This window comes from Bacillus cereus (genome assembly GCF_015071065.1).
GTDB lineage: Bacteria > Bacillota > Bacilli > Bacillales > Bacillaceae_G > Bacillus_A > Bacillus_A cereus_BA.
This window is the reverse complement of the sequence record NZ_VOVA01000001.1, coordinates 685957-700915: the sequence shown is the minus strand read 5'-3', so window position 1 is coordinate 700915 and position 14959 is coordinate 685957. Positions and strand designations below refer to the sequence as shown.

The following is a 14959-nucleotide window of genomic DNA, read 5'->3' as shown; positions in this document are numbered from 1 at the left end:
ATGGCAGAACAATTAGTAGAAATGAACCAACAATTGGAAAATCCCAACGAAGCAATCGCTCTTTTTGGGGTAAATGATGCTCATTTAAAAGTAATTGAACGAGAACTTAGTGTATCGATTGTGACTAGAGGAGAATCTGTTCGTGTATCTGGGGCAGATGAAACTGTGGTGCTCGTAGAAAAAATCTTACAACAGTTACTTGTTGTTATCCGTAAAGGTGTATCAATTTCGGAAAGAGATGTTGCGTATGCGATTCAGCTTGGGCAACAAGGGAAAATTGCTCAATTCGAAGAGTTATATGAAGAGGAAATTTTTAAAACGGCAAAAGGTAAATCCATTCGTGTGAAAACGATGGGGCAAAGACGATATATTCATGCAATGAAAAAGAATGATATTGTATTTGGGATAGGACCTGCTGGGACAGGAAAAACATACTTAGCCGTAGTAATGGCTGTGAGAGCTTTAAAGCAAGGGTATGTAAAGAAAATTATTTTAACAAGACCTGCTGTAGAAGCTGGAGAGAGCTTAGGGTTTTTACCAGGTGATTTGAAAGAAAAAGTAGATCCGTATTTACGTCCACTATATGATGCGTTACATGATATTCTTGGACAAGAATATACACAACGTATGATGGAACGTGGTGTAATTGAAATTGCACCTCTTGCTTATATGAGAGGGCGTACTCTTGATGATTCATTTGTTATATTAGATGAGGCGCAAAATACAACTGGTGTTCAAATAAAAATGTTTTTAACACGATTAGGTTTTAGTTCTAAAATGGTTATTACGGGGGATCCCTCACAGGTAGACTTGCCAAAAGGGGTAAAGTCAGGTCTTTCTATTGCTGCTAATATTTTATCTGGTGTATCAGGTCTTTCGTTCATTACATTGGAACAAACGGACGTTGTGAGACACCCGTTAGTGCAACGTATTATTGAGGCATATGATAAAATGGAATGATCCTATTTGTCAGGATCATTTCTTTTTGTATGATAAGGTTGGCGAATGACATATTTTTTACTATCATTAAAGATGAGGGAAATAAACTATAGGTGATGGTCTATAAAAATATGGTCCTAAAAAGCATCGTTGGCTGGAAGAAATGAAAGCTATAAATAGTTTCACTTTATTTCTGGAGAGGAGAAGGTATTGAAATCATGTCAAGATCTCAAGAAATTTCTAAGTGGTTTCGTAATTTACAACATTCGAAAAAACTAAGTTGGATTTCTTACGTTTTATTAGGAGCAGTACTGTTTTTTGCACTTATGAATAATGTGAAACCAGAGCAATTAGATGTTAAAGAGCTCGATATTGCTAAAAAAACAATTCACTCTCCTATTAAAATTGAAGATAAAGCCGCAACGGCGAAAAAGAAAAACGAAGCCGCTCAAAAGGTTGAGGATAAATATACATATAAAAGCGAATATAAGCAAAATAAAGTGGATATTGTAACTTCCGTCTTTGATGCGGTAAGTGAAGTAGAGGCAGAGGCTAAATCGACTGGCCCAGACGAGTATAAAAAAATTTCTGATGTGGACAAATTGGACAAGTTAAAGAAGAAATTACCAACAGATTTAGCAAAAAGCTTAACAGATTCGATTTTGTTGAAATTTATTAATGCTGATTCAAGTCAATTGTCATTGGCAAAGGATGCGGCTGTAACAGCAGTTAATAAAATTATGAGGGAACACATCAAGATGGATCAAGAAGAAGCTGCAAGAGAACAATTCGTTACTGAAATGAGTAGCGTAAGTATAAGTAGTGATTTAAAAGATGCGGTGAATACACTAGGGAAGTATGCGGTTACAGCGAACTATTTTTATGATTCAGCTGCGACGAAAGATAGTAAAAAAATAGCGGAAGATTCAGTTGCATCAGTTTTTATCCTTCAAGGGCAAGTTCTTGTGAAAGAAGGCGATACGATTTCACGAGAAGCATATGAGCAGTTGAAGTTAGCAGGATTGTTAGAGAAGGGCAATACCTTCCAACCTTATGTTGGTCTAGCGGTACTCATTTGTGTGTTATTGTACTTTATGCATAAGCAGTTTGAAGTGTTTTTACAGCGGAAAAGAGAAGATAGGCCGTATGTCTTAGCGTATATTACAATTTTGTCTATCACGATTGTTTTAATGAAAATCATTAGTTTGTTTCAAAAGCTTGAATATGCAGGAATTGCGTATGTTGTTCCAGTTGCCATGGGAACAATACTTGTAAAATTAATGATTGGTGATCGATTTGTATTTTTAACGAGTATGATCTTTTCTGTATGCGGAAGTATTATGTTTAATGAAGGTGTAACGAGTACACTGAATTATAGTGTGGGGATTTATGTTTTATTAAGTTCATTATCAGTTAGTATTTTCTTGAGAGAAAAAAATCGTCGTACGATGATTTTACAAGCTGGTATACTTGTTTCTGTATTAAATGTAGTCGTATTAGCGGCTTTGCTATTATTACGTAACGGGAATTTTTCGCCTCTTGAAATTGGGGTGCAATTATTAATGGCTGCTGTTTCGGGTATTATCTCTTCTGTTCTAGCTATGGGGATTTTACCGTATTTAGAAAGTGGCCTTGGGATTGTATCGAGTATGAAGTTGATGGAACTTTCAAGTCCGAATCACCCGCTCTTGCGCAAAATTTTATTAGAAGCACCAGGTACATATCACCATAGTGTAATGGTAGCTAATCTTTCAGAAGCTGCATGTGAAGCAGTTGGAGCAAACGGAGTATTAGCGCGTGTAGGGGCGTATTATCATGATGTAGGGAAAACAGTACAACCGCAGTTTTTTATTGAAAACCAGATGGGGATTGAAAACCCGCATGATAGATTAGACCCTGTAACGAGTAAAGGTATTATAATTGCTCATGTAACCGATGGGGTGAGAATGCTAGAAGAACACCATATACCTCAAGAAATTATCGATATCGCTGGACAACATCATGGTACAACGTTACTTAAATATTTTTACTATAAGGCGATTAAAGAAGATAAAGAGAAATATACTGAGGAAATGTTCCGCTATCCAGGATCAAAAGCAACTTCTAAAGAGTCGGCAATCGTTGGTATTGCTGATAGTGTAGAAGCGGCGGTACGTTCAATGAATCATCCAACGCCAGATCAAATCAATAATTTAGTGCAAAGTATCATTAGAGATCGTTTGCAAGATGGTCAATTTAGTGAATGTGATTTGACATTTAAGGAACTACAAATCGTTGGAAAAACGTTATGTGAAACGTTAAATGGTATTTTCCATTCCCGTATTACATATCCGGAACCGCCGGAAGAAAAGGAGAAAGAATGAGTTTATTAATTGATTTTATTGATGAAACAGAAGAAGTGAAAGACGAGTATATAAGCTTGATTCGAGGGCTGGTAGAGAAAGCAGCTCAAATGGAAAACATAGAAGAAGGAGCAGAATTATCGGTTACGTTTGTAGATAATGAACGTATTCGTGAAATAAACCGTGATTACCGAGATAAGGATCAGCCTACGGACGTTATTTCTTTCGCTATGGAAGAAATGGGAGAAGGCGAAATGGAAATTGTCGGTGCGGAGATGCCGCGTATGTTAGGAGATCTTATTATTTCTATTCCAAGAGCAAAAGAACAAGCTGAAGAATATGGACATTCTTTTGATCGAGAACTTGGGTTTTTAGCACTACATGGCTTTTTGCATTTGCTTGGTTATGATCATATGACAGAAGAAGATGAAAAAGAAATGTTTGGAAGACAAAAAGAAATTTTAGAGGCCTTTGGATTAGGACGATGAAAAAAGGAAAACTTTTAGATAGTTTTGGATATGCTATAGCTGGTATATACTTTTGTCTTCGTCATGAACGAAATATGAAAATTCATTATTTAGCCGCAGTCATTGTTATATGCTGCGGCTTTTATTTCCATATTACAACAACGGAATGGATTGTATTACTTATTGTGATAGGGATTATAATGAGTTTAGAGATGGTGAATACGGCTATTGAAAAAACAGTAGACTTAGCCACCGCCGATATTCATCCGTTTGCAAAAATTGCAAAGGATGTTGCAGCGGGGGCAGTTTTATTGTTTGCAATTATAGCTGCTGTAATTGGTGCTATTATCTTTTTACCGTATATGGTATAGTTGCATTCCGAAGCTTTTATTAAGCTTTGGGAGCGCCGTGAAGGCCTTTAATGAAAGAGTGTATCTATTCACATCTGTGAACGGAAAGGATGCGGGAATATGAATAGTAAACAATTAATTCAAGAAGCAACCGAAGCGCGTAAACGAGCGTACGTACCATATTCTAAATTTCAAGTAGGTGCAGCTTTACTAACTCAGGATGGAAAAATATATCGTGGATGTAATGTTGAAAATGCATCATATGGTTTATGTAACTGTGCAGAAAGAACAGCGTTATTTAAGGCGATTTCTGAAGGAGATAACGAGTTTGCAGCTATTGCAGTCGTAGCGGATACAAAGCGTCCAGTACCTCCTTGTGGAGCATGTCGACAAGTTATGGTAGAATTATGTAAACAGGATACGAAAGTATACCTATCAAACTTACATGGTGATGTTCAAGAGACAACAGTCGGAGAATTGTTACCAGGAGCATTTTTAGCGGAGGATTTACATGAATAGAAAAGGTTATAAATCAGGTTTTGTCTCGATTATTGGCAGACCGAATGTTGGGAAATCTACATTTTTAAATCGTATTATTGGCCAAAAAATTGCCATTATGAGCGATAAGCCACAAACAACTCGTAATAAAATTCAAGGTGTATATACAGAAAATGACTCACAAGTAGTTTTCATTGATACACCGGGAATACATAAACCTAAACATAAACTAGGCGATTTCATGGTGAAGATGGCTCAAACGACATTAAAAGAAGTTGATATTGTTTTGTTTATGGTCAATGCAACTGAAGGATATGGTCGTGGTGAGGAATTTATTATTGAGAAATTACAAGAAACGAAACAACCGGTATTTTTGGTAATTAATAAAATTGACCAAGTTCATCCAGAGCAATTGCTGGAGTTGATTGATCGATATCGTAAATTATATGAGTTCGCGGAGATTGTGCCAATTTCTGCATTGGACGGTAATAACGTTGAAGCGTTAATCGGAGCGATAAAAAAATATTTACCAGAAGGACCGCAATATTACCCGGATAATCAAGTAACGGATCATCCAGAGCGATTTATTATTTCAGAGCTTATTCGTGAAAAAGTATTACATTTAACACGAGAAGAAGTACCGCATTCTGTAGCGGTTGTTATTGATGCAATTCAAAAGCGTGAGGGCGGAGCGGTTTATATAAACGCAACGATCGTTGTTGAACGTGCATCACAAAAAGGAATTATTATAGGTAAGCAAGGGAAGATGTTAAAAGAAGTCGGTAAGCGAGCTCGCTTTGACATTGAAGCACTTCTTGGTTCTAAAGTATTTTTAGAAGTATGGGTGAAAGTGCAAAAAGATTGGCGTAATAAGATGTCACAGCTTCGTGACCTTGGTTTCCGTGAAGATGAGTATTAATATGAAGTAAAGTTGTGATCAGTGGATGTTGTGTTTATCCACTGATCATTGGTTTTTATGAACCTTGATAAATTAGGAAAAATTTTTCTCACATGAAAATGAACAAAATGGGTCAATTTAATAACAACAAAAGAAATTGGTTTATAGGCTACGCTTATTGAGAAAGGTGGATTCTTATGCTAGATTTTACCTGGAAGTTTTTCTCCAAAACAGGAAGCATTGAAACGTATTTGCTTTTGAAAGAAATGGAAAAAGACGTAAACGATGAGATGGATCAACATGAAGAGGAGTTAGCGCATCTAGATTCTCCAATTTCTTGACCCGTTTTGTTCAAACCTTGGATGGTGACGAACATGTTTCAAAAAGTTGAGGGCATTGTTCTTCGTACGACAGATTACGGAGAAACAAATAAGATTGTTACAATATACTCACGGGAATTTGGTAAGGTAAGTGCAATGGCAAGAGGGGCGAAAAAGCCGAAGAGTCGGTTAGCAGCTATTTCGCAACTTATGACACATGGTCATTTTCTTATTCAAATTGGATCTGGACTTGGAACTTTGCAACAAGGCGAGATTATTTCATCTATGAAAGAAATTCGTGAGGATATATTTTTAACTGCTTATGCATCATTTATTATCGAATTAACTGATAAAGCAACAGAAGATAAGAAGCATAATCCGTATTTATTTGAAATGTTATATCAAACGTTGCATTATATGTGTGAGGGTGTTGACCCAGAAGCATTATCATTAATTTATCAAACGAAAATGCTTCCGGTATTAGGGATGCACCCATACTTTGATACATGTGCTATTTGTCATCAAGAAACAGATTTTGTCGCCTTCTCTGTCCGGGAAGGCGGTTTTCTGTGCTCGCGTCATGCGGAGCAAGATCCGTATCGTATTCCGGTGGGAGAGGCTGTGCATAAATTATTACGTCTCTTTTTTCACTTTGATTTACACCGGCTCGGTAATGTATCGGTGAAGGATAGTACAAAAAAACAAATGCGCACAGTATTGAATACATATTATGATGAATATTGTGGGATTTATTTGAAAACAAGGCGTTTCTTGGAACAACTTGATAAGTTTCAAATATAAAAAGGGCCGTATACGGTCCTTTTTACATACTTTCTTTTTCGAATAGCATATTTAGTATATAATATTTAAGAGATAGTATAACTTTTTTCGTTGTGCATTAAAGGTGGTGATTATCATAGAGCTGAATAAACGGCAAGAGCATATCATTCAGATTGTAAAAGATCACGGTCCTATTACAGGGGAGTCAATTGCTGGGCAATTGGGTTTAACACGTGCAACGCTAAGACCAGACTTAGCAATTTTAACGATGGCTGGTTATTTAGAAGCGCGTCCACGTGTAGGTTATTTTTATACGGGTAAAACCGGGGGACAGCTATTATCTGAAGCTGTTAAGAAAATTAAAGTGCAAGATTATCAATCTAGACCGGCTGTAATTGATAAAAATGTATCAGTATACGATGCAATCTGTACTATGTTTCTAGAGGACGTTGGTACATTATTTGTTGTAGATCAAGCTACTTTATTAGTTGGCGTTGTATCTCGTAAAGATTTATTACGAGCTAGCTTAGGAAAGCAGGATTTAACCTCTCTTCCGGTTAATATTATCATGACAAGGATGCCAAACATTGCGATGTGTCGCAGGGAGGATTCTTTATATGATATTGCGATGGAATTAATAGAAAGACAGATTGATGCGATGCCGGTTGTGAAGGATACGAAACAAGGTTTAGAAGTGATTGGACGAATTACAAAAACAAATATTACACGTGCGTTTGTAAATTTAGTAAATAACGAATAAGTGTAATTTGTTTAAAGTGAGGTAATGTAATGGATAATAAAATCGTATATGTCGTATCTGACTCTGTAGGAGAAACGGCTGATTTGGTTGTTAGAGCGGCAATGGGACAGTTCCCATTCGCTCCTGATATTAGGCGTGTACCGTATGTAGAAGATACAGGGACATTAAAAGAAGTAATATCGATTGCCAAGAGCAATCAAGCGCTCATTTGTTTTACGTTAGTAAAGCCTGATATGCGTCAATATTTATTGACAGAAGCGGCAAAAGAAGGGGTAGAGGCATACGATATTATCGGACCTCTTATCGATCAAATTGAAGGAATTACAGGGCAAGTACCAAGGTATGAGCCAGGTGTCGTTCGAAGATTAGATGAGGAGTACTTTAAAAAAATTGAAGCGATTGAATTTGCAGTTAAGTATGATGATGGTAGAGATGCACGTGGTATTTTAAAAGCTGATATCGTGTTGATTGGAATTTCACGTACATCAAAAACACCACTTTCACAATATTTAGCGCATAACAAACGTTTGAAAGTTGCCAATGTACCACTTGTACCGGAAGTGGATCCGCCTGAGGAATTATATCAAGTGGCAAAAGAGAAATGTTTCGGTCTGAAAATTATACCGGATAAGTTAAATCATATTCGAAAAGAACGATTGAAATCACTTGGATTAAGTGATGGAGCAACATATGCAAATATTAATCGTATTCAAGAAGAAATTGATCATTTTGAGGAAGTAATTAGTAAAATAAATTGTCAAGTGATTGATGTATCAAATAAGGCGATTGAAGAAACAGCAAATATTATTGTGAATGCAGTGCAAAACCAAAAAATGTTTTAGCACATTTACCAAAGGTGAATGTGCTTTTTTCGCTCGTGAGAAGGCGGTAGAGGAAGATGCGAAGTAGAGCATGAACTTTCGGCTTAGTAATAGAATATAGCGGAATGGTTATACTTATATTCTTCTGTTTTTTAATTATGCTAAAGGAACGATTTCGTTATATTTAAATGTAAGATGAAAATTAAAGGGATATGTAGCGTAGTTGAAGAAAATATATTATAATAAAAAATTGTGATAAAAACCTATATTTTACGTTTAGACTTTAATTTTTCAGAATAAACTAGGGATAGGATTTTCGAAAAAGACATGTATTTACGTTAAATCGACAAAATCTAGACAAGAAAACGCACATTATGGAAGGATTCACAGAAGGGATGTAGAATACAGAAATATGCAAAACATCAGATAAGATATTAGTTGATGCAGATGCGTATCCCGTGAAGAATGCAATTGTGCAAGTTGGAACAAAATTTTATGTCGAAATTTTGTTTGTCGCATCCTATGCCCATCGTTCAAGAAAACAGCAAGGTAACTGGGTCTATGTAGATTCTGAGCAAGATGAAGTTGACTGTTATATTTATTAACATGCAAAAGCTACAGATCTCATGACCATACCGGATATGGTGCTTGCTAGCCTTCTTGTGAAAAAGGAGCATATGTATTGTCTCCAAGAGATACATTTGTAACAGATGAGCAAATGGATACAATTTTATATAGTAGTATGTATCTGCGGATTTACGCAGACTGGGGACTTATACGAAAGGTCCAAAATCGTTTACACAATGTGATCGACAGTACTTTCTAACAAATTTAGAAAAAAATTGTCGAATTATAAAGGAATCTTTTAATTTATATCGAATACAAAATACGACACGGAGATGGAGTTATGGGGAACAGAATTCCAGAAGAAGTTGTTGAACAGATTCGGACATCATCTGATATTGTAGAAGTGATTGGTGAGTATGTTCAACTTCGAAAGCAGGGACGTAATTATTTCGGCCTTTGTCCATTTCATGGTGAGAATTCTCCTTCATTCTCTGTTTCATCTGATAAGCAAATTTTTCATTGCTTCGGATGTGGAGAAGGTGGAAATGTCTTTTCTTTTCTTATGAAAATGGAAGGACTTGCTTTCACCGAGGCTGTTCAAAAGCTTGGCGAAAGAAATGGAATTGCAGTTGCAGAATATACATCAGGGCAAGGACAACAACAACAAGAAGACATATCTGATGACACTGTCATCATGCAACAGGCTCATGAACTTTTGAAAAAGTATTATCATCATTTATTAGTAAATACAGAAGAAGGAAATGAAGCACTTTCATATTTATTAAAACGTGGTATTACAAAAGAGATGATTGAGAAATTTGAAATTGGTTATGCATCACAAGCTTGGGATGCAGCAACGAAAATTTTACAAAAAAGAGGTTTGTCGCTATCTAGTATGGAACAGGCTGGCCTTCTTGTAAGAAGTGAGAAGGATGGCAGTCATTATGACCGCTTCCGCGGAAGAGTTATGTTTCCGATTTATACTTTACAAGGTAAGGTGATAGCGTTTAGTGGAAGGGCGTTAGGAGATGACACTCCGAAATATTTAAATAGTCCTGAAACACCGATTTTTTACAAAAGTAAGCTGTTGTATAATTTCCACCAAGCAAGGCCGTTTATTAGAAAACGTGGGCAGGTTGTCCTTTTTGAAGGTTATGCCGATGTACTAGCCGCGGTGAAAAGTGGTGTGGAAGAAGCTGTTGCGACAATGGGAACAGCCTTAACTGAAGAACAAGCGAAACTTCTGCGACGTAACGTTGAAACTGTTGTTCTTTGCTATGATGGTGATAAAGCAGGGCGAGAAGCGACGATGAAAGCAGGGCAATTACTATTGCAAGTTGGTTGCCAAGTGAAAGTTACATCCTTGCCAGATAAGCTTGACCCTGATGAATATGTGCAACAATATGGGACAACCGCTTTTGAAAATCTTGTGAAATCAAGTATAAGTTTTGTTGGTTTCAAAATAAATTATTTGCGTTTAGGGAAAAATTTGCAAGATGAGTCTGGCAAAGAAGAATATGTAAAAAGTGTTTTAAAAGAGTTATCATTGCTACAGGATGCGATGCAGGCGGAATCATATTTAAAATCATTATCGCAAGAATTTTCGTATTCAATGGAAACACTTTTGAATCAATTACACCAATATCGCAAAGAACAAAAGGTACAGCAAAAACAAATAAAGCAGGTTTCTAAGCCATCTCAAATTGTTCAAACGAAGCCGAAGTTAACAGGTTTTGAAAGGGCAGAAAGAGAAATTATTTACCATATGTTGCAAAGTGCAGAAGTGACAGTACGTATGGAACCTCATATAGAAGATTTTTATACAGAAGAACATAAAGGGATTTTATATGAACTATACGCATATTATGAAAAGGGAAATGAACCTTCAGTCGGAACGTTTTTAAGCTGGCTCTCTGATGAAAAGTTGAAAAATATTATCACTGATATTTCGACGGATGAATTTATTAATCCAGAGTACACAGAAGAAGCGTTACAAGGTCATTTGGAGGCGTTAAGACGCCATAAAGAGAAACTTGAAAAGATAGAAATTATCTTTAAAGTAAAACAAATGGAAAAAACAGATCCTGTAGAGGCTGCTAAATATTATGTGGCATATTTACAAAGTCAAAAAGCAAGAAAATAGCTTTTTCGATAAAATTTTAGTATAATGAATGTTTGTATCTCGCGTAAGGAGGGGAACAGATGGCTGATAAACCAGCTCGTTCTAAACAAATTGAAACTGAAATGACCCTTGATCAAGTGAAAGAACAACTCACTGAGCTTGGAAAAAAACGTGGCGTTCTTACATATGAAGAGATTGCAGAACGCATGAATGGATTTGAAATTGAATCCGACCAGATGGATGAATATTATGAATATTTAGGTGAGCAAGGAATTGACTTAGTTGGTGACAACGACAACGACGAAGGTCCTAATAATCGCCAAATTACAAAAACGGAAGAAGAATTCGACCTCAATGATTTAAGTGTGCCACCAGGTGTGAAAATCAATGATCCTGTTCGTATGTACTTAAAAGAAATTGGTCGCGTTGACTTACTATCCGCTGAAGAAGAAATTCGACTTGCGACACGTATTGAAGAAGGCGATGAAGAAGCAAAACGCCGTCTTGCAGAAGCGAACTTACGTCTTGTAGTAAGTATTGCAAAGCGCTACGTGGGCCGCGGTATGCTTTTCTTAGACTTAATCCAAGAAGGGAATATGGGTCTAATTAAAGCGGTTGAAAAGTTCGATTATCGTAAAGGTTTTAAATTTAGTACGTATGCAACTTGGTGGATTCGCCAAGCTATTACACGTGCGATTGCAGACCAAGCGCGAACAATTCGTATTCCAGTTCATATGGTTGAAACAATTAATAAGTTAATCCGTGTACAACGTCAATTATTACAAGATTTAGGACGCGAACCATCTCCTGAAGAGATTGGTGAAGAAATGGATCTTGCGCCAGAAAAAGTACGCGAAATCTTAAAGATTGCACAGGAGCCAGTTTCTCTTGAAACACCAATTGGTGAAGAAGACGACTCCCATTTAGGTGACTTTATTGAAGACCAAGAAGCAACATCGCCTGCGGACCATGCAGCGTATGAATTGCTAAAAGAACAATTAGAAGATGTGTTAGATACACTAACAGATCGTGAAGAAAATGTTCTGCGTCTTCGTTTTGGTTTAGATGATGGACGAACTCGTACGCTTGAAGAAGTTGGGAAAGTATTCGGCGTAACGAGAGAACGTATTCGTCAAATTGAAGCGAAAGCACTTCGCAAATTAAGACATCCGAGCCGTAGTAAACGTCTTAAGGATTTCTTAGAATAGGTTATTTTAAGTTTACTTCACGATTGTGAAGTAAACTTTTTTCTTTTGTTAATTTTTGTTAAAATTTATCTGTCGGCAACGATTACAATTTCTTGTAATTTATTTTACAGAATTGTCTTTTGATTTGCAAATGCTCATTTTTCGATTTTTCGATTAATTTTGTTTATTCTATACAAAATAATATGTAGAAAAGTAAAAAATATGATGAGAAACGTTAGTAATTATCGAAATAATATGCGATATAATAGTGAAAATCAATAAAATGAATTTACGGAATATTTTTAACGATCAGTAGTTTGCTCTTTTCTGATAGAACGTTTTCAAGTACAATATAAATGACTGAATCATCTAACTATTTAGCGGTATAGAGGGGGGAGAAGAGATATGAAACGTAATCCGTTGATTCCGTTCGCTCTTATTGCAGCATTAGGTATTATCGTTATGTTTGTATTTTCATTTCAGGGGCTAAATAAATCTAAAGAGTTAGCTGATGCAAAAAATGGCGGGAAACCAGCACAAACAGCATCAAAGCCAGAGGATATTGTAAAGCAAAGCTGTACGAGCTGTCATGGTGATCAGTTACAAGGGGCGGTAGGACCTAATTTACAAAAAATTGGTGGGAAACTTTCGAAAGATGAAATTAAAGAAGTTCTTTCAAAAGGAAAAGGAAATATGCCACCAAATATAGTTCCAGCTGACCAAGCGGCTAAAGTAGCTGATTGGTTATCGAAGAAAAAATAAAGTGAAACTTTAATCAGTGGGGGGCATCCCCCACTGATTATTAGTTGAACCAATCGGGCGTTTACGGGCAGTTGGTCTCCCACCTAGCTTCTTTGTTCTAGCCGAATTTTGAGGTGGGAGTCTTACTGCCCGTTAATGCGGGGTAAAGTATAGAAAAACAAGCCTTTTGCTTTTTGCAAAAGGCTTGTTTTTCTATACTTTCTAAAATACGATTAGTAATAGAGAATTGAAGTGTTGTTATGGACTTGCAACAACTACTATAAATTCATTATCATGGAGATAGACTGACAAGAGAAGGAGTAATGGAAATACATGAATGAAGTAAAGCTTTCAAAACGATTATTAGAAGTAGTACGGGAGATTCCAGTAGGGTCTACAGTAGCTGATATTGGATCGGATCATGCGTATTTACCGTGTTATGCAATTATAAATAATATTGCTACAAAAGCAGTTGCAGGAGAAGTTGTAGATGGGCCGTTTCGCTCTGCACAAGCAACTGTAGCTGAAAGTGGCTTGCAAGATAAAGTAGACGTTCGTAAAGGTAGTGGATTAGCTGTTATTACACCAGGAGAAGTAGATGTTATTACGATTGCTGGTATGGGTGGAGCGTTAATTCGTGACATTTTAGAAAGTGGTAAAGAAAAATTAGAAGGTGTAACACGTTTAATCTTACAGCCGAATATTGCTGCACACCATATTCGTGAATGGTTTATTGAAAATGGATGGGAGCTTATCCATGAGAAAATTGTAATAGAAGACGGAAAGATTTACGAGATTTTAGTCGGAGAGCGAGGAGATATAGCAGTACCTTACTCTGAAAATAAACAAGCTGAATTGTTTATGGGTCCATTTTTAATAAAAGAAAAAAGTGAAGCTTTTGTTGAAAAGTGGGAAGGGGAATTGAAAAACTTCCAAAATATTTTAAAACAGTTAGAGCGTGCAACAGAGTCTGAAGAGACAAAAGCGAAGCATGCAGAAGTAGAAGCGAAAATGAAAATGATAGGAGAGGTTTTATCATGAGTAAAATTCCGAATGGTCATGAAATTATTTCTTTATTTGAAGGTATGTATCCGAAGTATTTAGCGATGGAAGGGGATAAGATTGGCTTACAGATTGGAGCGCTTAATAAACCTGTGCAGCACGTATTAATCGCATTAGATGTAACTGAGGAAGTTGTGGACGAGGCGATCCAATTAGGAGCAAATATCATTATAGCGCACCACCCTTTAATCTTTAATCCATTAAAAGCGATTCATACAGATAAGGCGTACGGAAGAATTATTGAAACGTGTATTAAAAATGATATTGCAATTTATGCCGCACATACAAATGTAGATATTGCTAAGGGTGGGGTAAATGATTTACTTGCTGATGCGTTAGGGTTACAAAATACAGAAGTATTAGCTCCTACATATGCAGAAGAAATGAAAAAAATTGTTGTATTTGTTCCAGTAACCAATGCAGAAGAAGTGCGCAAAGCTCTTGGAGATGCGGATGCAGGTCATATCGGTAATTATAGCCACTGTACGTTCGGTAGCGAAGGGGTAGGTACGTTTATCCCTCAAGAAGGTACAAAACCTTATATCGGAGAAACTGGACAGTTAGAACGTGTGGAAGAGGTGCGTGTCGAAACGATTATTCCAGCTTCATTACAAAGAAAAGTTATTAAAGCGATGTTGGAAGCCCATCCATATGAAGAAGTCGCATATGATGTATATCCGCTGGATAATAAAGGTGAAACATTAGGTCTTGGTAAAATAGGGTATTTACAAGAAGAAATGACGCTTGAGCAGTTTGCTTCACATGTGAAACAATCATTACATGTAAAGGGTGCAAGAGTTGTTGGAAAGTTAGATGATAAAGTGCGTAAAGTAGCTGTACTTGGTGGTGACGGTAATAAATATATAAACCAAGCGAAATTTAAAGGAGCAGATGTATATGTAACAGGTGATATGTATTATCATGTTGCTCACGATGCGATGATGATTGGTTTAAATATAGTCGATCCAGGACATAACGTTGAAAAAGTAATGAAGCAAGGTGTACAAAAACAATTGCAAGCCAAAGTAGATGAAAAGAATTTCAATGTACAAATTCATGCTTCACAGTTACATACGGATCCGTTCACATTTGTATAAGAAAAACA

16 protein-coding genes are annotated in these 14959 nt (G+C 36.5%); all 16 read left to right on the top strand.

Annotated elements, in window-relative coordinates; translation table 11 throughout:
* A complete protein-coding gene (locus tag FT637_RS03685; RefSeq protein ID WP_002015189.1) occupies positions 1-960 on the top strand; it encodes a PhoH family protein in 960 nt (319 codons plus the stop codon).
* Positions 961-1157: 197 nt separating this feature from the next.
* A complete protein-coding gene (locus tag FT637_RS03680; protein WP_193645161.1) occupies positions 1158-3302 on the top strand; it encodes an HD family phosphohydrolase in 2145 nt (714 codons plus the stop codon).
* Positions 3299-3769 (top strand): rRNA maturation RNase YbeY, encoded by a 471-nt coding sequence (gene ybeY / locus FT637_RS03675; protein WP_002088675.1) that lies wholly within the window; start codon positions 3299-3301, stop codon positions 3767-3769. Before FT637_RS03680 ends, ybeY begins: the two co-directional genes overlap by 4 nt.
* Complete coding sequence (locus FT637_RS03670) at positions 3766-4119, top strand: diacylglycerol kinase family protein (RefSeq protein ID WP_193645160.1); 354 nt, start codon at positions 3766-3768, stop codon at positions 4117-4119. The genes ybeY and FT637_RS03670 overlap by 4 nt, the downstream gene beginning before the upstream one ends.
* A 99-nt stretch (positions 4120-4218) precedes the next feature.
* Positions 4219-4617, top strand: a complete 399-nt coding sequence (locus FT637_RS03665) for a cytidine deaminase (RefSeq protein WP_193645159.1) — start codon at positions 4219-4221, stop codon at positions 4615-4617.
* Complete coding sequence (gene era / locus FT637_RS03660; protein ID WP_193645158.1) at positions 4610-5515, top strand: GTPase Era; 906 nt, start codon at positions 4610-4612, stop codon at positions 5513-5515. The genes FT637_RS03665 and era overlap by 8 nt, the downstream gene beginning before the upstream one ends.
* Before the next feature lie 176 nt (positions 5516-5691).
* Positions 5692-5835 carry a YqzL family protein gene (locus tag FT637_RS03655; RefSeq protein WP_000883924.1) on the top strand — a complete coding sequence of 48 codons (144 nt, stop codon included), beginning with the start codon at positions 5692-5694 and terminating at the stop codon, positions 5833-5835.
* A gap of 33 nt (positions 5836-5868) precedes the next feature.
* Positions 5869-6615 carry a DNA repair protein RecO gene (gene recO / locus FT637_RS03650; RefSeq protein ID WP_193645157.1) on the top strand — a complete coding sequence of 249 codons (747 nt, stop codon included), beginning with the start codon at positions 5869-5871 and terminating at the stop codon, positions 6613-6615.
* A 106-nt stretch (positions 6616-6721) separates the two neighbouring features.
* On the top strand, positions 6722-7354 hold the full coding sequence (locus FT637_RS03645) for a helix-turn-helix transcriptional regulator (protein WP_002015181.1): 633 nt from the start codon (positions 6722-6724) through the stop codon (positions 7352-7354).
* Between the two features lie 29 nt (positions 7355-7383).
* Positions 7384-8196: a pyruvate, water dikinase regulatory protein gene (locus FT637_RS03640; protein ID WP_070144890.1), complete on the top strand. Its 813-nt coding sequence runs from the start codon at positions 7384-7386 to the stop codon at positions 8194-8196.
* Between the two features lie 661 nt (positions 8197-8857).
* Positions 8858-9001, top strand: a complete 144-nt coding sequence (locus tag FT637_RS29800) for a hypothetical protein (RefSeq protein WP_227493659.1) — start codon at positions 8858-8860, stop codon at positions 8999-9001.
* Positions 9002-9082: 81 nt separating this feature from the next.
* Complete coding sequence (gene dnaG, locus FT637_RS03630; protein WP_193645156.1) at positions 9083-10885, top strand: DNA primase; 1803 nt, start codon at positions 9083-9085, stop codon at positions 10883-10885.
* A gap of 59 nt (positions 10886-10944) precedes the next feature.
* On the top strand, positions 10945-12072 hold the full coding sequence (gene rpoD / locus FT637_RS03625) for an RNA polymerase sigma factor RpoD (RefSeq protein WP_193645155.1): 1128 nt from the start codon (positions 10945-10947) through the stop codon (positions 12070-12072).
* 384 nt (positions 12073-12456) lie between these two features.
* The gene (gene cccA, locus FT637_RS03620; RefSeq protein WP_002111879.1) at positions 12457-12813 is read left to right on the top strand and encodes a cytochrome c550; all 357 of its coding nucleotides are present in this window, start codon (positions 12457-12459) and stop codon (positions 12811-12813) included.
* Positions 12814-13125: 312 nt separating this feature from the next.
* Positions 13126-13833 carry a tRNA (adenine(22)-N(1))-methyltransferase gene (locus tag FT637_RS03615; RefSeq protein WP_193645154.1) on the top strand — a complete coding sequence of 236 codons (708 nt, stop codon included), beginning with the start codon at positions 13126-13128 and terminating at the stop codon, positions 13831-13833.
* A complete protein-coding gene (locus FT637_RS03610; protein WP_193645153.1) occupies positions 13830-14951 on the top strand; it encodes a Nif3-like dinuclear metal center hexameric protein in 1122 nt (373 codons plus the stop codon). The genes FT637_RS03615 and FT637_RS03610 overlap by 4 nt, the downstream gene beginning before the upstream one ends.
* The last annotated feature ends 8 nt before the right edge of the window (positions 14952-14959 follow it).